Source organism: Prevotella melaninogenica, from assembly GCF_018128065.1.
Classification (GTDB): Bacteria; Bacteroidota; Bacteroidia; order Bacteroidales; family Bacteroidaceae; genus Prevotella.
The window spans coordinates 793,431-815,647 of record NZ_CP072360.1; the positions used below are offsets into that span (position 1 = coordinate 793,431).

General features: G+C 43.0%; 12 protein-coding genes and 1 pseudogene. 1 reads left to right on the forward strand and 12 read right to left on the reverse strand.

The annotated features are described in order from the left end of the window. Window positions 1–182 precede the first annotated feature (182 nt). The 8 genes from J5A56_RS09020 to J5A56_RS09055 form a co-directional block, all read right to left on the reverse strand. Complete coding sequence (locus J5A56_RS09020) at window positions 183–1,796, reverse strand: RagB/SusD family nutrient uptake outer membrane protein (protein WP_021670751.1); 1,614 nt, start codon at window positions 1,794–1,796, stop codon at window positions 183–185. A 22-nt stretch (window positions 1,797–1,818) separates the two neighbouring features. Then, window positions 1,819–4,935 (reverse strand): SusC/RagA family TonB-linked outer membrane protein, encoded by a 3,117-nt coding sequence (locus J5A56_RS09025; protein WP_369751782.1) that lies wholly within the window; start codon window positions 4,933–4,935, stop codon window positions 1,819–1,821. Between the two features lie 1,018 nt (window positions 4,936–5,953). Continuing rightward, window positions 5,954–6,400 carry a ribose 5-phosphate isomerase B gene (gene rpiB, locus J5A56_RS09030; protein WP_036918666.1) on the reverse strand — a complete coding sequence of 149 codons (447 nt, stop codon included), beginning with the start codon at window positions 6,398–6,400 and terminating at the stop codon, window positions 5,954–5,956. Between the two features lie 64 nt (window positions 6,401–6,464). Then, window positions 6,465–8,480 carry a transketolase family protein gene (locus J5A56_RS09035; protein WP_021670747.1) on the reverse strand — a complete coding sequence of 672 codons (2,016 nt, stop codon included), beginning with the start codon at window positions 8,478–8,480 and terminating at the stop codon, window positions 6,465–6,467. 363 nt (window positions 8,481–8,843) lie between these two features. Continuing rightward, window positions 8,844–9,512: an NUDIX hydrolase gene (locus J5A56_RS09040; RefSeq protein ID WP_021670745.1), complete on the reverse strand. Its 669-nt coding sequence runs from the start codon at window positions 9,510–9,512 to the stop codon at window positions 8,844–8,846. A 201-nt stretch (window positions 9,513–9,713) separates the two neighbouring features. Further along, complete coding sequence (gene galK, locus J5A56_RS09045; protein ID WP_036918662.1) at window positions 9,714–10,874, reverse strand: galactokinase; 1,161 nt, start codon at window positions 10,872–10,874, stop codon at window positions 9,714–9,716. 90 nt (window positions 10,875–10,964) lie between these two features. Further along, window positions 10,965–12,248, reverse strand: coding sequence for an MFS transporter (locus tag J5A56_RS09050; RefSeq protein WP_021670743.1), 1,284 nt, complete (start codon window positions 12,246–12,248; stop codon window positions 10,965–10,967). Window positions 12,249–12,294: 46 nt separating this feature from the next. Further along, the gene (locus tag J5A56_RS09055) at window positions 12,295–13,386 is read right to left on the reverse strand and encodes an aldose epimerase family protein (RefSeq protein WP_021670742.1); all 1,092 of its coding nucleotides are present in this window, start codon (window positions 13,384–13,386) and stop codon (window positions 12,295–12,297) included. A 1,145-nt stretch (window positions 13,387–14,531) separates the two neighbouring features. Between J5A56_RS09055 and J5A56_RS09060 the strand changes: the two genes are divergently transcribed. Further along, window positions 14,532–15,401, forward strand: coding sequence for a hypothetical protein (locus J5A56_RS09060; protein WP_036919869.1), 870 nt, complete (start codon window positions 14,532–14,534; stop codon window positions 15,399–15,401). Between the two features lie 262 nt (window positions 15,402–15,663). Here the strand turns inward: J5A56_RS09060 and J5A56_RS09065 are convergent, their stop codons facing one another. The 4 genes and pseudogenes from J5A56_RS09065 to J5A56_RS09080 all read right to left on the reverse strand — a co-directional run bounded on the left by J5A56_RS09065 (window position 15,664) and on the right by J5A56_RS09080 (window position 22,133). Then, a complete protein-coding gene (locus tag J5A56_RS09065; protein ID WP_021671878.1) occupies window positions 15,664–16,968 on the reverse strand; it encodes a class I adenylate-forming enzyme family protein in 1,305 nt (434 codons plus the stop codon). Continuing rightward, complete coding sequence (locus tag J5A56_RS09070; protein ID WP_021671879.1) at window positions 16,958–17,188, reverse strand: acyl carrier protein; 231 nt, start codon at window positions 17,186–17,188, stop codon at window positions 16,958–16,960. Before J5A56_RS09070 ends, J5A56_RS09065 begins: the two co-directional genes overlap by 11 nt. A gap of 295 nt (window positions 17,189–17,483) precedes the next feature. Further along, window positions 17,484–21,007: pseudogene (locus J5A56_RS09075) on the reverse strand (1-acyl-sn-glycerol-3-phosphate acyltransferase). Window position 21,008: 1 nt separating this feature from the next. Further along, the gene (locus tag J5A56_RS09080; RefSeq protein ID WP_021671882.1) at window positions 21,009–22,133 is read right to left on the reverse strand and encodes a 1-acyl-sn-glycerol-3-phosphate acyltransferase; all 1,125 of its coding nucleotides are present in this window, start codon (window positions 22,131–22,133) and stop codon (window positions 21,009–21,011) included. Window positions 22,134–22,217: the final 84 nt, after the last annotated feature.

The window sequence follows — 22,217 nt, forward strand, 5'->3', positions numbered from 1 at the left end:
CTTATTACATTCTTTTATTTCTTCCCATTTACTCTTTATAAAGCTTCAAGCCTCGTAATAGATTATCATATTCCTATAAACACTTCATTGAGATATAGCAAAACTCAATCCCAATCCAATTAAATCATAGGGATATCGCAGTATCTACTCCCCCTCCCTATTGGGTCGAGGCTGTTTTATATTTACTTCGCATACCCAGGGTTCTGCTCCAACTTAGGATTGTCAGAGATGTTCCACTGTGGGATAGGTAAATATCTGTTGAAGGTTTGGAAGGTACGATCCTCAACCTTACTGGTACCACTGACCACGGCACGCATTGTTGGGTCGGTAACGGCAGTGTTAACAGTACCTGTGATGCGGTTTAACGGACCATTCAATACCGTTTCAGCTACCATCTTACCATTGCTTGTCCAACGTAAGATATCGGCACGACGGAGGCCTTCACCAGCGAACTCTGAGCCACGCTCGCGACGAATCAACTCACGAAGCTTGTCCTTAGTGTTATACTTTGTCTGGTCAACGGCAGGCATACCAACGCGGGTACGTACCTTGTTAATCATTGTATAGACATTTGCTGAAGGACCGTTCAACTCGTTCTCAGCCTCTGCCCATGTCAAGAGTACCTCTGCGTAGCGGAAGACGATAGGGCAAGCCTCTGTATCCCATACGTCAGCATACTGGCTCATTGGGTCTAAGTACTTACGCCATGTGAGCGCAGTCTTAGATGAGTTGGCAGCATTAGTTGGGTAGTTAGGATTCTTCTTACCATTGACATTCTCGTCGAGGGTATTGAAGATAGAACCTTCCCAATCGCAACCAGGATAGAGAATCGTCATTGCCATACGTGGGTCACGACCATGGAAAGGATGCGTTGCATCATAACCAGAACCCGCCTCAGTGATAGTCATACCATTACTCATCTCATAGTTGTCGACACAGTTCTGTGTTGGAACAACTGATGACCAACCACCATCGCCATTGTTATACAACTGTCCGATAGTGCCCAATGGGCGAGTACCGCTCTTATACTGTACGGCAAGGATGATTTCTTTTGAGTCAACACCAGCCAACTTAAAGAGGTTGGTATAGTCAGAATCAAGTTCATACTTACCCAAGTCGATGATAGCCTGAGCAGCATCCTTCGCCTTCTGATAGTCGCCCCAGTAGAGGGCAGCACGCATCTTCATAGCCAAGGCAGCACCCTTTGCGATACGTCCGCGTGCAGCAGGAGACGTATTGATATCAGCAATCGCCTCATCAAGGTCTTTGAACACTAAATCCTTCACTTCTTGCTCCGTATTACGTGGCACGCGTGCCTCCTGAGCACTGGTGAAAGGCTTAACGATTGGCACACCACCATAGAGGAAACCCATGCGGAAATAGTTATAAGCACGGATAGCCTTCACCTGCGCAACGAGGTCTTTCTTTACTGCATCGCTGCTGAAGACACACTTATCAACATTCTCAAGGAAGGTGTTACATCTACCAATGATGGTATAGTCGTAGAACGACCAGCCCGGAGACGATGGTGAGAGCGAACCATTACCGATATTGGTAAAGCCTTCCCAAGGGAAGTTGTTGTACGCAAAGTCAGAGCCAGCGTCCCAATAGAGCAAGGCTGCACCTTCTTCCCAACCATCATAACAGCCCACAAGGAACTTCTCAGCATCGTCGCCCGTCTTCCATGTTGTAGCTGGCGACATTGCATCTTTCGGCACAGTGGTAAGGTAGTCATTACAAGATGTGAGCGCAAGAGCAGCCACACCTGCTAATATATATGTTCTTACTGTTTTCATAATGTATATCGGGTATTTACGGTTAGAATGTGATATTGATACCGATAGAATGTGAACGCAGCAATGGATAAGATGATCCACGCTCGCTGGTTACTTCTGGGTCAATATTGAATGGCAATGCATCGAAGGTAAGGAGGTTTTCACCTGCATAGTAGATACGTACCTTCTCAAGATGAATTGCTTTGAGTGCACTCTTTGGAAGGGTGTAACCCAACTGCAAAGTCTTCAAACGCAAGTAAGCTGTGTTCCACAACCAGAAGGTTGACATAGCACGAGTCATGTCACTTGGGCTGTTTCCTGTCTCGAATACGCGAGGCAACTTAGCATTGTGATTATCCTCTGTCCATGATTCTTTCCACAGTGTTGAAGGGTGGCTGGCATCACCAGAGAACTCACCAAGTACCTCACGGTTGTAGATATGAGATACAGCACCAACACCCTGCCAAATCATAGAGAGGTCTACGTTCTTCCATGTTGCACCAAGGTTGAAGCCGTAAGTAATTGCTGGGATATCCGTGTGGTCGGTGTAGATGCGATCCTTTGAATCGAGCTTACCATCACCGTTTGTATCCTCATAGATAAGGTCACCCGCCATGAACTTACGTCCGAATGGGTTGCCATACTTCGCTGTGTAGTCGTCAGCCTCCTGCTGTGAGTTGAAGAACTTACCTGTTGCCTTGTACATATAATAGCTTCTGTACTGCTGACCGACAGCTGTACGGCGGTTGCGGTCATCCTTATCTTCAATATATTCGGTTCCCTCACCCAAGTAGAGAATCTTATTCTTGTTGTAAGCGAAGTTCGCACCGACATTGATTGTCCAATCCTTGTTCAACTGCTTTGCGTAAGCCAATGAAAGCTCAACACCCTGATTGCGCAATGCACCGATATTATCCTTGTAAGCACCGAGTGCAAACTCTGCAGGAGCAGACACGTTCATGATAATACCCGTAGTCTTGCGGTTATAGTAATCCAACGAACCAGTCAGACCACCGAAGAGGGTAAAGTCAAGACCAACGCCCCATGTAGTAGAACGCTCCCAAGAGATTGTCTCAAGGTGATAGCTACCCTGATAGTAACCCGGAGTGAGCTGTCCACCAAATGGATACTTCGCATTGAGGTTGTAAGTGTTCATCCAAGGATAGTAATCGCTCAAAGCATCCTGATTACCCAACTGACCCCATGATGCACGCAACTTCAAGTTGTTCAACCATGACTTTGAACTCTCCATGAATGGTTCCTCAGAGATACGCCATGCAGCAGAGAATGATGGGAAGAAGCCCCAGCGATGACCCTCAGCAAAGCGTGAAGAAGCATCAGAACGGAAGTTTGCCTCAAAGAGGTAACGACCAGCATAGTCGTAGTTCAGACGACCGAAGTAAGACACCATTGACAGCTCGCGAGTGTTACCAGCGTTCTGCTGTGTCGAAGCATCACCAGCGTTCATATCAGTAAGATCATTGTTAGGGAAGTTCTTACGATACATCCAATCTGGCAGATACTTAAAGCGTTCAGTATGCCAACCGAGCATAGCCTTGAAGTTATGCTTCGCAAATGACTTGTCATAGTTCAGGAACGCATCGAAGGTTGTGCGGTGCCAGTCATAATGAGCAATCTCCAACTTGTTAGGGTCAGAGGCCTTATTAGGGTTATATTGAATAAACTTCTGGAAGTAAGAGTAACGCTGTGAGTTATCAACGTAAGCCCCTTGGAGTGTCAGTTTCAAATCCTTGATAATCTGATAATCAAGACCAATCATACCCGTAAAGTTACGGTTATTGCGGTTTACGGTCATACCAGACTCCAACCAAGCCATTGGGTTACCATCAGAAACGGTTCCATAAGTACCATCTTCATACTTATAAACAATCCAAGGCGCGATGATATTCAGCTGACGAATAATCTGATCGCTACTTCCACCAGCGTATGCACTACTTGCATCGCGATAGTTGTTTTGGATATAAGAGAGGTTAAGATGGGCAGTGATGCGCTTTGACAACACCATGTCAAGATTCGCACGACCATTAAACTGCTCACGACCTGCATTAGGAAGAATACTGCTCTGCTTGAGATAACCAGCAGAAGCAAGATACTTCACATACTCATTACCACCTGTAATGTTCACATTATGGCGGTTTTGCCAAGCTGTCTTGAATGCAAGATCATACCAGTCGGTATTAGGATAGTTGTAAGGGTCAGAGCCGTCACGGAACTTCTTAATTGCTTCATCAGAGAAACGTGGAGCCTTACCACTACGCTCCAATGCCTTATTATAGTAGTAAGCGGCATCGGCAGAATTCATCCTTTCCATCAAGGCTGTTGCATTCTGAATACCAAAATAACCTGAATAGCTAACCTTTGGCGCACCGTTCTGCCCTCGTTTTGTAGTTACCAGAATCACACCGTTAGATGCTTTTGAACCATAGATGGCTGCTGAAGAAGCATCCTTTAGGACAGAGATACTCGCAATATCCTCTGGGTCGAGCGAGTTCAGTGTTCCTGCTTCAACACCATCAATCAAAATGTATGGCGTAGCTGAGTTCAATGTTCCCACACCACGCACAAGAATCGTACCATTATCAAGACCCGGCGCACCGTCAGCTCCTGTCACCGTGATACCCGGAAGCAAGCCCTGCAAGCCTGAAGACACGTTAGAGATAGGACGGTTTTCAAGCGCCTTGCTATCAAGCTGTGCAACAGAACCAGAGAGGTTTGCCTTCTTCTGCGTACCATAACCGACAACGACAACCTCGCTCAAGGCGCTGTTCTCATCTTTCAGAGTAATGTTATAGTTCGTCACACCACTTCTCACCATGACACTTTGAGTAGCGAAACCAACATAACTAATCTTCAACTCCGTACCCGGAGCGACAGAGACTGAGAAGCGACCGTCCATGTCGGTCACCCCTACTGGAGTACCATTTGCCAGTATAGAAGCACCAATGACAGGGTCGCCATTAGCATCTTTCACTACGCCATTGATACTCTGCTTTTGCTGCTGAACACTCATACTTGTGTTCGCATCCACATTGGCTAATACTGGGGATGGTGCAAATGCCATCAACCCAAGTGCAAAGGAGAAAGCTAAGCGACCACTAACAAATGGTGGGTGCTTTCTGCGGTTCTGACTTACTTTCATAAAATTAGACATATATTCTATTGATTTAGGTTTTGTGCTACAAATATAGTCGTTTATACAATAAATACCAAAAGAAAAGTTGTTTTTTTTCAATATGAAGTATTGTTCACGCACACAGCTAATCTTTAGTTCAGAATTATTCTCTCACAGAACTCACAGATGAATAGATATAACAGAGACCTAAAGATCATTGATACCACAGAAGCCCCACCCCTAATCCCTCCCCAGTAGGAAGGGGCGTAATTACCAAGATACCCCTATTGGTTTGCAAACCTTTAGTTGATGAATAAGCTACTTGTTATGTAGTTCGTATCTTCATAAGCAAATTATCCCCAGCAAATCCCCCTCTCTGGAGGAAGGGGATGGGGTAGGGACTCTGTGTTATCCAATACCGTCAGGTCTCTGTGCGTTACGTTAGCAAAAAAGAATTCTGTTTCATCTGTGAGTTCTGTGAGAAAACATATACAATTCATAATTCACAATTTACAATTCTGAATTATGATTACCACCGAAGGAAAAGTTAAAAGGCTTTGGGAAAAGTAAAAAAGTAAAAACGTTAAAGCTAAGAAGTTCAAACTTCTATCTCCAAAGTTTAAAGGGAAAAGTATTGTCAGATAAGAGAAAAAATATTACAGATAACGACGGAAAGTTTTGTTTTATGTTGCTGTCATTTTTAACATTTCACATATCTTACTGTAGCATAACAAGTTAAGTGACGGTTTAATATGACAGGAATGACAGGAAATAAAAACTGATACAGAAATAAGAGATTGATCTATAAAAAGGCAAAAGGTGTCCAGACGGATTGCTGAACACCTTAATTTATTCTTTTTTTAATAGAGCTCGCCTAAATCCTAACTTGTGAGGAATAAAATGTGCGAGATGAATATGCATAGAACATATAACTCGGCAATCTGCCAACTCGTAATAACTCGTTAGCTTGTAACAACCTGTCAACTTGTAATAGCTTGTTAACTCGTCAACTTGTCAACTTGCATATTCCCCTTGTAGGCTTCTATTAGCCGTGCTGAACAGGAATTTTCTTAACGCGACGTTCGTGTCTTCCGCCCTCAAAACTTGCTTTGAAGAAGGCGTCAAGAATCTTTTCAGCGGTCTTATTATCTATAAATCTGCCAGGGAGGACAATGACGTTTGCATCATTATGTTGACGAATCAACTCTGCTACATCCTTGTTCCATACCAAACCAGCACGTACACCTTGATGCTTGTTGAGTGTGATAGCCATACCCTCACCGCTACCACAGATAGCAATACCAGGATAAACTTCACCACTTTCAATGGCTTCAGCCAATGGGTGAGCATAATCAGGATAGTCGCAGCTCAAATCACTATTACAGCCAAAATCCTTATATGCATACTTGTGTTCTTCCAAATACTGGATCACGAATTGCTTTAATGGATAGCCTGCGTGGTCGCAGGCAACTCCTACTGTCTTAATTTCCATAAGCTGTTTAGGTATTATGACCCCCCTCATTCGATGCCGGACTTAGGGGTGTCTGGTTAAACGTTTATGCTAAAAATGCTTTTACTTGTTTGTAAACATTCTCTGGAGTAAAGCCTAACTTCTCATCGAGAACTTTAAAAGGTGCTGAGAAGCCGAAGCTGTTGAGACCATAGACCTTACCATTGGCACCCACTAAACCTTCGAGGGTTACTGGGAGACCTGCCGTAAGACCGAAAATCTTAGCATCTCTTGGCAGAATCTGCTCCTGATATTCCTTACTCTGACGACGGAATAGTCCCTCTGATGGTGCGCTAACAACACGTACCTTCACTCCATCTTTGCGTAACAACTCAGCTCCATCAACGCAGGTAGAGACCTCAGAACCACTTGCAACGAGGATGACATCATACTGTTCGTCAGAACCTGGTACGATATAAGCACCCTTTCGTGTCTGCTGATAGTCAGTGCCCTTTGGCAAACTCTTTACATTCTGACGTGAGAAGATGAGAGCTGTTGGGGTATCCATATTCTCCATTGCCATCTGCCAGCAAACCGTTGCAGCATCGCTATCAGCTGGACGAAGTACACGAACAGAATCCTGTCCAAGATGATTTTGTAACTTCTCCATCAAGCGTATCTGTGCTTCTTGTTCTACAGGCTCGTGGGTTGGGCCGTCTTCACCTACACGGAAAGCGTCGTGACTCCATACGAACTTAACAGGCGTGCGCATGAGGGCAGCCATGCGAACAGCTGGTTTCATATAGTCAGAGAAGACGAAGAAAGTTCCCATTGCGGTGATGACACCACCATGGAGCATCATACCGATACACATACATGCCATTGCCAACTCGCTAACACCTGCTTGGAAGAAGGCACCGCTGAAGTCGTCACGTGTGAGTGCATGTGTTTTGTTGAGGAAGCCATCTGTCTTATCAGAGTTGCTAAGGTCGGCTGATGATACAATCATGTTAGGAACTTGTTCAGCAAGAACACCGAGACAAGCTGCAGAACCATTACGCGTTGGGATGTCACGCTTCTGTATAAGCCCACTCCAGTCAATCTTTGGAGCCTTGCCAGAGAACCACTCACGCATCTGTGCTGCCTTCTCAGGATTTTCTTTCTCCCAAGCTGCTTCAGCTGCATGACGCTCTGCAACAATCTTTCTGAGTTCTGCAGCACGGTCATCATAGAGTTTCTGTACGTCTGGAAAAATCTTGAATGGATCATTAATATCTCCCCCAAGATTCTTTACTGTATTTGTGTAGGCATCACCACCCAATGGTGCACCATGAGTCTTAATGCTATGCTCGTAGTTACTACCGTCTGCCTGCAACGCTCCTTTACCCATAATGGTCTCACCAATGATAAGCGTAGGGCGATGCTCTTCCTTGTTAGCAGCAATGAGTGCTTCGCGAATAGCGTCAGGATCGTTGCCATCAATCTCCAATACATTCCAATTCCATGCCCGATACTTCATTGCTGTATCTTCAGACATCACAACTCCACACTCAGTAGAAAGCTGAATGTCATTAGAATCGTAGAACATAATGAAGTTATTAAGTCCCAGGTTTCCTGCTAATCGACCGACTTCCGCACTGATACCTTCTTGGATGCCACCATCAGAGATGTAAGCATAGATCTTATGCTGCATCATTGTGTTACCAAGGCGTGCCGCAAGAAACTTCTCTGCTACAGCCGCACCAGCAGCGTAAGCATGACCTTGCCCAAGTGGACCAGAAGAGTTTTCGATACCATGTGCGATGTCTCTTTCAGGATGTCCAGGAGTTATTGACCCCCACTGACGGAATTGTTTAATATCATCAATCGTGAACTTTCTCTGAAGGGTCAATGCTGCGTAAAGCATTGGAGACATGTGACCTGGGTCAAGGTAGAATCGGTCACGTCCTGCCCACTCAGGTTGTTCTGGGTCAAAGACGAGAAATTCAGAGAATAGGATGTTAATAAAGTCCGCACCACCCATAGCTCCACCAGGGTGTCCTGATTTAGCTTTTTCAACCATTGACACTGCGAGAATTCTAATGTTATCCGCTGCTCTGTCCATTAATTTCTTGTCATTCATAAATAGATAGGATTTTTAAATTATAATGCAAATATAAAGATAAATATGGAGACCTCAAAATAATGTACTTACTATTTTGAATAAATTACTCAAAAAGATGAAGGTGAAAGGTTTCTATGGGTCAGATGGGTTGTTGAGAGAAGTCGTGTGAATACTTGACACCATTGGTGCAGAGGCTCAGCACCAATGGTGTTAGGTACCAACACGTCATTAAATAATGCAGAATGAAGACTCACTTTGTGGTAAGAACTATCATAAAAGAGGGTATATCAGAATGTCCGTTGATAACGTTTTACATTCGATACGCCCTCTTTGAGTAGTGGTTTTAGTAAAAACTTATACCATTAGCCTTACTATGAATAGTTATAGTGAGGCATCATTATATATTTCTTTGTTGATACGATACAATGCAGCACCACGCTTGCTTGTAATCTTATCAATGTGCGTTGTCTTCTCAATGAAATCGATTTGTTTGATACGTTTGCGGAAGTTACGTTTATCAATTTCAATGCCCAAGATTGCCTCATGCACATTCTGAAGCTGTGTCAATGTGAAGAGCTCTGGCAGAAGATTAAAACCGAGTGGGTCTTTATTGATGAGTTTACGGAGTTGGCTTAAAGCGATGTGTACCATCTCTATGTGGTCACCATATAACTCTGGTAAGTTATTGATATCAACCCATTGCAAGTTGTTTTCCTCTAATAATTTATGGTCATAGTCAGAGACATTGATAAGTGCACAATAGGCAATTGAGATGACACGATCACCTGGGTCACGGTCGATCTCACCGAAGGCTCCCACCTGTCGCATATAAATATCATTGATACCCGTACATTGGAAGAGTACTCTGTTAGCAGCTTCTTTTAAGCTCTCGTCTTCTCGAACGAATCCGCCATAGAGAGATAACTTACCGCTGTATGGTTCTACTTTACGTTTACCAACGAGTAATTGAAGTTTCTTGTTTTCGAACCCCAGTACGATGCAGTCGACCGATACCAAGTGTTTGGGTTCTCCTTTGTAGTATTTATTCATGTTGTATAGGTTTATATTAGAGATGTAAAAACATTATTGTCCTTTGGTTGCGTAGTAATATTTTTTGTATAAGAGTTTAAAGGTTATACTTATGTTTATATTTATTATCTTTAGTGAGGGCTGAGATTCTTATACAGAATTCAGCCCTTATACTAATTCAATACTATTGAAAGGGAGACCTCATTGGATGTCATTCTTTTCTTAGCAAACCTTGTGAGAACCGTCACTGATAACGACAGGATAAATCTCAGGAGCATGACCATACTTTGCTTTGAACTTCTCTGTCACGTCAGCAATGAACTTGTCATACAAATCGTCCTTAATGAGGTTGATGGTACAGCCACCAAAGCCGCCACCCATGATGCGCGAACCAGTCACGCCATCTTCCTTAGCAATGTCGTTGAGGAAGTCAAGCTCTTCGCAGCTTACCTCATACTCTTTGCTAAGTCCGTAATGCGTTTCGTACATCATCTTTCCAACGGTCTCGTAGTCGCCAGCATTGAGTGCATCACAGACAGCGAGAACACGTTCCTTCTCACCGAGAACGAAGTGCGCACGCTTATAGTCCTCAGCACTTACCTTGTCCTTAACAGCCTCTAATTCTTCCTCATTGACATCACGCAATGTCTCGAATTTCTTGTCTGGGAACTGCTTCGCAACAGCTTCAACAACGTTCTCACAGCTTCTGCGGCGGTCGTTATACGGGCTTCCAACGAGTTCGTGCTTAACCTTTGAATTGACGAGAGCGAGCTTGTAACCCTGTGGATTGAATGGGAAGTACTCGAACTCACGGCTACGGCAGTCAAGACGCATCAGCTTACCTTTCTGACCGAAGACACTTGCGAACTGGTCCATAATACCACAGTTTACACCGATATACTTATGTTCTGTTGCCTGACCAGCGAGAACGATGTCCCACTTTGAAATCTTATTATCAGCAAATAAGTCGTTCAATGCACATCCGAAACAACTCTCCATAGCAGCAGAAGAGCTCATACCTGCACCGAGAGGTACGTCACCTGCAAAGGCAATGTTGAAACCCTTTACGTCAACACCAAGTGCCTTAAACTCCTGAACCATACCATAAATGAAGCGTGCCCATGTAGCGCGTGGACCCTCTGGGTCATCAACTTTGAACTCTACACGGTCCTTGAGGTCGATAGAGTAGCACATAACAGTGTTTGTACCATTAGGACGAACCTCTGCCATAATGCCCTTGTCTACTGCACCTGGGAATACGAAGCCCCCATTATAATCGGTATGCTCGCCAATGAGATTGATACGACCTGGTGAAAAATAAATGTTTCCTGTCTTGCCGTCGAAGTGCTTAATAAAACGACTTCTTACGAATTCTATGTCCATGTTAGTAATTCTTTGAATAATTGTTATTATATAAAGGTAATATCTCAATATAATGGCAAGCATAGTGCCTGCCATTATAAAGATGTCTGTTTAAGCTTTCTTTGAAGGATGAGAGCCAATCAATGCGTAGAAGAGCATGTAGGCAAGCATTGCTACAATCAGCCAGTAGCTCTGGATGTCGCCAACCTTGGTAGCCATAAGGTTCTGAATCAATGGCATTACACCACCACCCACAACCATAGTCATGAAGAGACCAGAAGCTGTTGCAGTGTATTTTCCGAGACCTTCTGTTGCGAGGTTGAAGATAACACCCCACATCACTGATGTACAAATACCGCAAAGGATGATGAGTAATACCTTTGTTGGAACCTCTGCCTGAATCAAAGTGCTCTCTGCAATGTTAGGAATTGTAAGGCTCATCTTACTTGCCTCTGGCATGAAGATTGCCACAATAAGAAGTAACAGGGCGACAGCTGATGTCACTGTTAGCTGTGTACGTGAAGAAACCTTACCACTGATGAAAGCACTAACGAAGCGACCAACGAGCATCAACAACCAGTAGATACCTGCGATAAGACCTGCTATGGCAGCACTACCGAGCACTCCGCCTTCTGCAACGGGCTGGCTAAGATAGAACAGAAGCTGTCCTGGAATACCCACCTCAATACCTACGTAGAAGAAGATGGCAATGATACCAAGTACCAATTGGCGATAACCCAAGGCACCCTTGATACCACCTACAACGTCAGACTTCTCTGTCTCTGGCTCTGTCAACTGTGTGAACCATACGATAATGAAAGATGCTGCAAAGATTACCAAAGCGATGAGCAACAATGGAGATACGACCTTGAGCGATGTACTCTTAGTGATTTCGCCAATCATAGAGCCGGCAACCATTGGCGTCAATGTAGCTGCGAGTGAGTTCAATGATGCACCTGTCTGGATAAGCTGATTACCACGGTTACCACCCCCACCAAGAAGGTTCAACATTGGGTTTACTACTGTATTCAAGATACAAACACAGAAACCACAGACGAAGGCACCGAGCAGGTAAACAACGTATGTGCTGATTTCGTTGCCGTCCATTGTACTTGATACGTATTGAATGCCAATACCAAAGAAACCAAGTGCCAATGCGATCAGTGCAGTCTTCTTGTACCCATACTTTGTAATCATCATACCAGCAGGAATACCCATGAAGAGGTAAGCTGCAAAGTTCATCATGTTACCCATCATACCTGCCCACTCATAGTGCTGTTTCCATATTGTACCGAATGGTGCCGCCATATTGGTAACGAAGGAGATCATCGCAAACAGGAACATCATGGTGATAATCGCCACCAAGGTTCCTTTCTTGTTAGTTTGTTTTTCCATTGTTGTATTTCAGTTTTTATTTATTATTCTTACTTAATCGCAGTCGTTATTTCTCCACACCGAACTTATAAATAGTCTTCTGTGTGTACTCCTTACCTGGTTCCAAGATGACTGAAGGAAAGTAAGGATGGTTAGGACTGTCAGGGAAGTGCTGTGCCTCGAAGCAGATAGCACTGCGACGTGGGAAGGTTGCACCATGCTGCCCCTTGTAGCCGTCAGCCCAGTTATGGGTATAAACCTGAACACCTGGTTCTGTGGTATATACTTCCATTGTTCTTCCACTCTTTGGTTCTTTAATACGTGCAGCGAATGAGAGTTCGCCCTCTTCCTTCTTATTTAGGACGAAGCAGTGGTCATAACCCGCACCATTCTTGATCTGCTCGTGGTCAGCATCAATATCCTGACCTACGGCTTTTGGCTCACGGAAGTCGAATGGAGTTCCTGCTACCTTCAAAATCTCGCCCGTTGGAATTGATGTCTCGTCAATAGGGATGTAGAAGTCAGCATTAATCTGGCACTCTAAGTCGTCAATCGTCGGTGTTGGATTAGCAATACCTGCCAAAGAGAAGAATCCATGACTGGTAAGATTGATGATCGTCTTCTTATTTGTCTTTGCTGAATATTTGATGATAAGCTCGTCATCATCAGAGAATGAATAAGCTACCCAAACGTCAACCTCGCCCGTGTACCCTTCTTCGCCGTATGAAGAGGTATATTTCAATACAACGGCGTGGTCGTTAACCTGTACAGCATCCCATACCTTTGCATTAAAGCCTTTCTTACCTCCGTGCAAAGAGTTAGGACCGTTATTAATAGCGAGTTTATATTCCTTTCCGTTCAACTGGAAACGTCCTTTAGCAATACGATTGCCATAACGACCAATAAGGGTTGAAAGGTAAGGCTCTGGTGAGCTGATAACCTCTTGTATATTATCATGTCCTTGAATGACATTTGCCAAGTTTCCTTCTTTATCAGGAACCATAATTGCAACAATAGCACCACCGTAGTTAGTGACTGCAACTTCATTGCCCTTGGCATTTCTGAGTACATAGAGATCGGTTTTCTTACCATCTATTATAGTCTGGAAGTCCTCTTTCTTCAGACCACACACATAGTGTGTCTCTTCGGCATTTACCATGATGTTCTGTTTTTAGTTACTATTTCAAGACCTGCAAAGTAAATAAAAATAAACGAAAACTGCAAACTTAACTTTGAAAATAATACGATATGGTGTGTTAAAAACAATTAACACAACAATACCTTTAACTCAATTCAGTCATTGGAAATATACTGAAAAACAGCCTATCCTTCCCTCAGCCTACTCCGTAGGGAAAGACTGCCTGGGAGGTCTTGCTGTACTATCAATGATCTTTAGATCTCTGGGGATTTCGTTAAACAAAAGAAATCTATTCTTCTACTTTATCGAAGTTCTGTGTAAAAATAAACGGCTCTATAACGAATTGTGTAGGTTGTTTGCCCCGATTAGAATAATATCTGTTGTATCCATAAAAAGAAGTTATTGGCTCAGTTTAGTTTTACTCTTTAACACTTTAGCCAATGGAAAAGGATGTTTTAAGGTCTTATTTCATACAATATTCGTGAATGTTTACCATCATTTGCTGTGGTGCTGATACTCTGCACATGTGGTGCGGGCGCTTAGCACATATGGTGCGGAGGGTTAACACCACATGTGCGGAGGGTAAAATTCACCATGATATAAGGATGACAGGGGATGAATTGTGAGCAAAATGTTGTAATACTAAGAATACGCAGGAGGTGTGTAGAAGTTTGTTTAGCTCAAATTCCTTTATACTTTGTAGATTAATTCGTCTTCATCTGTTCAGCCATAAAGCCATTAAACATAGGAACGCTGGCAAGGAAAAACTATTTACCCACACGATTCGTTATAGAACCAAATAAACTTAATTCATAATTACCATTGCTTGCCATGGTTTATCACCACAAGCACCTGTAAACTTGTCTACTAAAGAATCGGCTACTATCTAAGAATATTGGGGAACAAAGATGATGCTATAACAAAAAAACATCTAAATAGCAATATGTAATAAAGTGTTGTTTTACAATGTATTATGCTTATAAACAAAAGAATTTTAGCACCGTACTAAGTCACTCAACCCTGATGTTTAGGGTTTTCCCCCTCCTATATAGGGGAAATCCTTTTCACATGTTTATTTTTCTTTGTTCCTTTGCAACATGAAAGTTAGGAAATGCGCTTCAAAGCAGAACCAAAACTTGATAAAAACATAATAAAAGGTAACGATTATGAGAAAGATAGTACTAACCCTCATCGCATCGCTCATGGTATATGGCGCATCAACAAGCGCAATGAGTTATGAGCAAGCTCGAGTACAAGCACTCTTTCTAACGGATAAGATGGCTTACGAGCTGAATCTGACTGAGGCACAATATGAGGCAGCCTACGAGATCAATTTGGATTACCTCATGAGTGTCAACACAGTAGACGACCTCTACGGAATGTATTGGTCACATCGCAATGTAGATTTAAGCTATATCCTCTATGATTGGCAATATCGTGCATACGTTGAAGCAGCATATTTCTACCGTCCATTGAGATGGGATTCAGGGTACTGGAGATTTGGCGTTTATGCCCGCTACCCACGTCGTGACTACTATTACTTTGGACAACCAAGCTTCTATAATGTCTACAATGGCGCACATAGTTGGCGAATGAATGGCGGAAGAAGTTGGTATAACGGGAGAGAACTTTTCTATGGAAGAGATTATAATTCTCGATACGGTATGAGAGACAGCTACTTACGAGGCGATTACAATAGAGGAGGAAGCTACTATTATAATAATGGTCCGACCTATCAGAACGACCGCTATCGCAGCTTCGGCAACCAGCAACGCGGCAACTTCGATGGACCACGTAATTACCAATATTACGCACCGCGAGAGAGTTCTACTCGTACAACAGTTACTCAACCGAATTACGGGAATAACTTTGGAGGGAGTAGAAGTTACGGTAGCGCAACAAGAAGCTATGAGCCAAGTCGCTCATTCAGCGCCCCAAGCAACAGCTTTGGTGGAGGTGGCGCAACATTCGGTGGTAGTCGCTCAGGTGGAAGTAATAACTCAAACGGAGGAAGTTCCTTCGGAGGACATAGATAACGACATTAAGATATAATAAAGAGACATTGATTCAATCAGGTTTAAATACTAAGCACTAAGGTTTTAAAAGATAAAAGATTAGAGGAATTAAGGTATAAAAGATTGTTTAGCAGTTAGCAAACCTTTGAGTAAAACTGCATTCAGACCAAATTAGAGATGTAACAAAGAGAGTTATTTAAATGAAGGAGAGGGGTTTCACGTGAGTGAAGTTCCTCTTCGCCCTTTATATTTTTGAGGGAATCTACAATGCATTCTTTTCAGCTTAGACAGCATAGAACTTACGATCAATCTTACCGTTAAAGGTGCGCTGTATGACCTCAACCTCGCCATAAAGCACAGGAATCTTATAAGTTTCAAGCCTATCTTTTAAGAAAAGTATCAACTTCTTTTTATCATAACCATTATGTGGCACAACTAATAACTTCAATACGGTACCCACTACAGGATGGTTTGCTGAAATGCAGATGCAATCTTTCACTGTTGGAAAAGCCAATGCAACCTCCTCTACTTCGGATGGAGCGACCTTATAACCCCCTACGTTTATAGTGTCATCTCCCCTCCCTAACAAACAAAGTCGACCTTTTTCATCAATCCGTCCTAAGTCTGCCGTCCTTATCACTCCGTCTTTCAGAACGTTTCTCGTAGCTTCTTCATCGTTCCAGTAGCCTGTCATCAACGTCTTTCCCTTACAAGCCACATAGCCATCAGCAGTTATAAAAAACGAGGAATGCTTCATCTTGTGTCCCACACAGCCAGCAAGACTCGCACCGTCGTTATAATCATAGGTAGAGATGATACCTGTCTCTGTAGAAGCATACGTGTTATAAAGTCGACTATGAGGTAACAGCTCACAGAATAGCTTCATATCTGTGGCCGCCAAAGGTGCTGCGCCAGTCTCAACGAAGTCAATCTTATCAGCTACGGCTATCAGCTCTTTCTTCCATAGGGTAATGAGTATTCGAATGGCAGCAGGAACAAGAAAGGTTGCGACCTTATTCGGCGCATCATCAATCGCTGTAAAGAAAGCCTTTATGTCTTTCATTCCATCGATGACGTGAATCGTTCCGCCCACGTAGATAGTAGGGTAAACTTTCGAAAGACTACCGATATGATTGAGAGGACCATTAATAATAAACGTTACATCGTGACTGAACCCTTGCGACAAAACAAGGTTCTCCGCATTGGCCATGATGGTTTGGTGACTTATCATAACAGCCTTGGCATTCCCCGTTGTACCTGTAGTAAACAGGATGTCAGCCACTTCTTCAGGTACTATCCCCTGTTCTAAAGTTTCTGCATAATCGTTTAATTTCTTAGCCGGAATGTCTTTATGCAAAGGAACTGCCACCGCACCGGTCAAGTGAAGCGCAAAGTAAGTAATGAAGAAGTCGACGGTGGGATATGCAACAATAGGAATCAGGCACCCTCTTATGTCCCCCATAGAGTCCGCCTTATCCTTTATCGCCTGATACAGTTGCCGATAGGTCAGACTTTTTTCTCCACAGACAAGAGCCACCTTGTCAGGATACAAAGCAGCATTCTTACGCAACTTATCTTCAATCACCATCCTTATTAAGTTTCTGCTTAACTAATTCAACCAAGCTGTCGAGCGTCTTGAAGTTCTTTGGTGTCACATCAGTGCGATTCAGTTCGATGCCATACATATCGGAGAGAACCATCAGGATAGTTGTTATCCCAAGAGAGTCAAGCTCCTGAAAGAGAAAGTCGGAATCTAAATCGACAATTGGTAGTACTTCTTCTAATTTCTTACGAATATCTTCTTTCATATTATCTTGTTGTTGTTTTTATTTGAATAAACGTGGGAGAAAGTCCAATAGAAACCTGCGCCTGTTCACCCAGCTATGTCCTCCAGAAGTCACATTATAGGTGTACTTACAGCCTAAGTTGGACAGCTTTGAAATCCACTATACCCGACTTCTTGTTGACATAACGGAAAAGCTGTATTATGATTCTCCAGAACAGGCATTGTCCTATTTGTCGTCTGCTGCGCTGTTGCCACCGTGGAAAGGAGACAGCTCATGATGATAGATTCTATATATTTCTTCATACTCGCATTCCTTATTATAAAGAAAAGACCTTCGCCTCAGGGTATTTTTCTTTATCAATATCCATATTATCGATTACTTCCAAGTTATCAACTATATCCTTCGCACAATAAGTCAGCATAGACGCTATGTTCTCATCCTGTTCAAACACGAACACTTGAGTGCTTCTATGTACTAAGGCATAGAGTAAGGCGAACTCACCGTAGCCACTGTTTTTGACGATAACAACAGGATGAACATCTTCTGTATCTATCCACTTCGCGTAGTTATCATTGTGTTTCAAGTTCTTACATATGTTACGATAGCTATCAACCCCCTTATAACGGTAGCGATCCTTGACAAGAGAAACATAATAAGCTGCCGTCTCAAGCTCCCTTGTCAACGCCTTATACTCGCGTTTATAGAAGTCGTAGACCAGAGAAGTAAGCTCGTTATAGGACTGTTGTCCCTCTACACTAATGCGCTTATATACTTTTATCGTAATGTTCCCAGGGAACACCTGAAAGCTATTCCTTGGAAGAACCACGTTAAGCCCATGAATGATAACAGGGAGGATGTCTAACTGATAACGTTCAGCCAACAGGAAGGCGCCCTTGTGGAAGCGACAGATAGAAGAATTGTCATTACGTTTTCCCTCTGGGAAGATGACAAAGCTGTAGCCTCGTTCTATGTACTTCTTTATCAGTTCATCGTCAATCGAGTCCTTACCAGCTAAGGTTATGAAACCATTCCATTTGTAGATGTGCCGGATAACAGGGTTATAACTCACCTTCTCATTTGATATGAGGATGGTCTTTGGACTCATCGCCATAAAGACGGCAGCATCCAACATTGACTGATGATTGCTGACAATGATTGAAGAAGATGCCAGCGTGTTCTCTGTCAAACCTTCTATACGGAACTTCACGTATGGTATATGACGTAAGTCAAACAAGAACAAACGCTGCTGATAACGACGCAACCACGCTCGTTTTCTCTCTGAGAAAGGTAATAATTCTAACAAGATAAAACCTAAAACATAGACTGTAAACAGTTGGATAAAGAATACAATGGCACACAACCCCATAACAACAAGGTTCTTAATTGACAGCGGACGAACCCTGTACTTATCGCCCGACTTCACTAAGAAGTTGAAGATCAAAGGAGGGAAGATATAGGCCATCAACACCACAGAGAACATTCCTGCTATTGTCACCTCAGCCAAAGAATGCAATGCCGGATGACGAGCAACGATTAAGGTTCCGATACCTATAAACATTATCAAGGCTGAGATGATGATAGAATGCTTGTAAGATGCGAGCATCCTACGCCGATAAGCATACTCATACATCGAACCTTCTGTCATAAATATCGTATAATCGTCGCCTTGTCCGAATATAAACGTTGCTAAAATGATGTTGACAATATTGAACTCCATTCCAAACAAAGCCATTATACCCAATATCCAAATCCAACTCACTGCCATAGGAATAAAGGAGAGAAGGGCCAATTCAAGATTACCAAACGACAGCCAAAGGAAGAAGAAAACGATCAATCCACATGCCAATCCTATGTAATTGAAGTCGTTAGACAGGTGGTTGGCGATAGCACTGTTCATACTCTGGATATCAAAGCTGAAACCGTCCTTCTCTGATAGGGCTTCTTTTACCTTCTGGACATTCTTGTTATTGACCGAAAGGATGTTGACTACATTATATTGCTTGCCCACACTATCGACGCTGATGTTACCTGCAAAGAGCGAGCGTGTCAGGTCATTGAAATAAGAGGCAGGCTGCGGTTGATAGTTTCTGCCTAACAAGTCATAATACTCATCAAAGCTGTCGGCAGCAAAACCTTCCCTCTGCATAGCTGAGCGAAGCGTTGTTGTGAGTTTCTCCCTGTTTTTCCTTACAAAGTTATTCCATCGTTTTAGCCTGTGCTTCTGCTCGGAGGTAGACACGAGGAACTGACTGCAGGAACTGTAATCATGTACCAACTTCTCCTTCACTAACCTCTCCAACATTGGCTGTATACGCTGACTCTTGTCCAATGCACCATCCATCGTTGAATCAGTCGTAACAGCATATACCTTTTGGTAATCTCCGTTCTCCGTCATCATCTTCTGGAAATATGCCATATCAGCCTTCTGATCATCCGTCATATAGTTGATATTCGACATATTGGCATCGAACTTTGTTTGGAAACTGAAGTATCCAAAGACTATCGTTAGCACTATTACAACCCCTACAAACACGGGCTTGTTTTCCAAAGAGATATCACTCACCTTATCCAAGAAGGTATGCTTCACCTCCTTTGTTTCCTTCGTGATATGTGGAAGATAAACCAATACGAAGAGAATGGTTCCTATCAGCAAGAAAGAACTAAACAAGCCAAGGTCGCGCAAAGCAAAAGATTGCAGCGGGACAAGGGATAAGAAAGCACCAACCGTCGTCACATTACCCACCAAGAGGGGTGCGACGATCTCTCGCAAAGCTTTCTTCCTCTTAGGAGTATGCGACAAATGGGCTATGAAATGTAGCGGATAGTTCACGGCAATACCCAAGATTACCGAGCTTATACCAATGACAATGATTGAAACACTATTATGGAACAAAGCTAATCCACCCATAGCAAAGAGCCAACCCCACCCTATGGAGAGGATAATCAGCAATATATTGCGGACACTCCGTAAGGTGAAAAGCAACAAAGCCATGATAAGTACCACAGCAATGATGACCGAAAGGATGCTGTCTGACTTTATCTGCGATGCGTTACCGACGGCGATGACTGGTCCACCGATAATATGAACATCTATATTCTTACTGTTTGCAACAGCCTTACTACCACACGTCTGTAGGAGTTCAATCAGCTTTGTGTTGTTCTCCGTCTCACTTGCGCCATACGGAGAGTCTATCATCACGATAGCTTTCTGCATATCAGGAGAGAAGATATGCCCCGCATACAGTTCATACTTCAAATCTGTATCCGTCCGTTGCAATAGCTGAACGACGGGTGTAAAAAGGTTGAGTGGGTCGCGTTGTATATTCTCAGAGAGGATATCTCCAGCAGGGAACATCAGCAACTGCTTGTCATGTTGCAATTGCTTTACTACATAGTCAGGTTGCTGAAGCGCCTTCTCCATCCGGACATAGTCCTTCTCTGTCAGGAAATAAGGGATATTCTGATACACAAAGCTCGTCACCTTCGACATCTTTCAAGGTCGATCTGAGACATTATATATGGTATTTTCTTTGCCGTATCAGCACGCTGCATCTCATCAACGAAGGAGTCTATACAACCCACCATAGCGTCGGGATCGGTTTTAGTGGTATCCCGATACTGGAAAATAGCAAAAATCTTATTTGCTCCTGATATATCCTGATAAACCTTTAAGGCATTATGATGGTTACTGTCAACAGGCAGAAAGTCTGCAATATCCTCCTTATAACCGAGTCGGAGTACTGAGACAACCAGTAATAGAGTAACTATCATAAATGAAAGCACAGCGACCAGCTTGTGTGCCTTCATATAATCATACAAACGCAGAATTGGTTCCGTCATCCTATTTATTAATTACTGGATTCGAATAAATCCCTAAAAAGATATCCTTTAGTTTCTCTATATCACATGTATCATATTTCTCTAATTGCTGAAGATTGTCCATAAAGGCTTTCTTCTCCTCCTCCGTGTAACAATCCTTATACTTTGTTGTACCGTAACGTAGGTCATAGGCAATATAATTGTTAGGGTATAGACGATAAGCCGTATTAATCCGATTGTCTAAAAGATGCGCTACATGCTTATGATATTCGTTGTTTGTGGCATCTTCAAACTTTGTCAGCTCGGCATGAGAAATCGGTTCGCAAAGCTCAAAATGTACTCTTCCCTTCTGCTGAATAAGTCCTGTGAGAATGCTGTTAAGGTCTTCTCCAGGTTTCTTTGTGTACTTTGAAAACTGTGACTCATAGAGTTCAAGCGTCTTCAAGATGTCACAGGGTTCCCACTCATAAGACACGGCAATGGGAACAACATGCAACTGGTCAATGGCCTTGATTTTATCCTCTGGGCACGACATACAAAACATCTTAATGATTCCCTGATCAGTAACATCATTGCCGTCCTTGGTCCTACCGTTGCGTTGCGCAATCCAAACAGACTGCCCTTTGTCCGTGATAACATAACGGATATAATCCGACAATTTCTTAGAACTACGGTAGAAATCCTTAACATTATTACCTGGACGCTCCACCTTGAACATCTTGTTGCACTTCCCGATATCTATGACCAACTGATTCATCATCAAGTTAGCACCGAAGGTTATCTCCGTGGTATCGAAATCCTTGGTAACAAAGTAGTACTGAAGCAAGCTCGAATCTAACATAATATCACGATGATTGGACACGAAGAGATAGTGTTCATCAGGGTTCAGCTTGTCAAGTCCCGAACAAGTAAATGAAGTAATGCTGTTCTCTATCACTCGCTGATTGACCATACGCATCGTTTCCGTTTGGAATTCGCGTACTGTCTTATAGTTTGCGATACGCTCACGAACAGTCTCCAAAGGTTCGTCAGGATAAACATACGACGCCAGAAATGGGAATGAAGAACTAAAGGCTATGCGCTGCATTGCCGCTGGAATTTCTTCGACATTATAAGGTCTGATATCATCAAATTGACTTGTCTCCATTACTGTTTATACTTTATTATTCATATTAATATTATCAATTCAAATCGTAGTCTGCCAAAGCTGAATTTCAAGTAACGCCCAATT

Coding starts and splice junctions, on each gene's coding strand:
- J5A56_RS09020 (WP_021670751.1), bottom strand. CDS start 1,796: ATGAAAACAGTAAGAACATATATATTAGCAGGTGTGGCTGCTCTTGCG.
- J5A56_RS09025 (WP_369751782.1), bottom strand. CDS start 4,935: ATGAAAGTAAGTCAGAACCGCAGAAAGCACCCACCATTTGTTAGTGGT.
- rpiB (WP_036918666.1), bottom strand. CDS start 6,400: ATGGAAATTAAGACAGTAGGAGTTGCCTGCGACCACGCAGGCTATCCA.
- J5A56_RS09035 (WP_021670747.1), bottom strand. CDS start 8,480: ATGAATGACAAGAAATTAATGGACAGAGCAGCGGATAACATTAGAATT.
- J5A56_RS09040 (WP_021670745.1), bottom strand. CDS start 9,512: ATGAATAAATACTACAAAGGAGAACCCAAACACTTGGTATCGGTCGAC.
- galK (WP_036918662.1), bottom strand. CDS start 10,874: ATGGACATAGAATTCGTAAGAAGTCGTTTTATTAAGCACTTCGACGGC.
- J5A56_RS09050 (WP_021670743.1), bottom strand. CDS start 12,248: ATGGAAAAACAAACTAACAAGAAAGGAACCTTGGTGGCGATTATCACC.
- J5A56_RS09055 (WP_021670742.1), bottom strand. CDS start 13,386: ATGGTAAATGCCGAAGAGACACACTATGTGTGTGGTCTGAAGAAAGAG.
- J5A56_RS09060 (WP_036919869.1), top strand. CDS start 14,532: ATGAGAAAGATAGTACTAACCCTCATCGCATCGCTCATGGTATATGGC.
- J5A56_RS09065 (WP_021671878.1), bottom strand. CDS start 16,968: ATGGTGATTGAAGATAAGTTGCGTAAGAATGCTGCTTTGTATCCTGAC.
- J5A56_RS09070 (WP_021671879.1), bottom strand. CDS start 17,188: ATGAAAGAAGATATTCGTAAGAAATTAGAAGAAGTACTACCAATTGTC.
- J5A56_RS09080 (WP_021671882.1), bottom strand. CDS start 22,133: ATGGAGACAAGTCAATTTGATGATATCAGACCTTATAATGTCGAAGAA.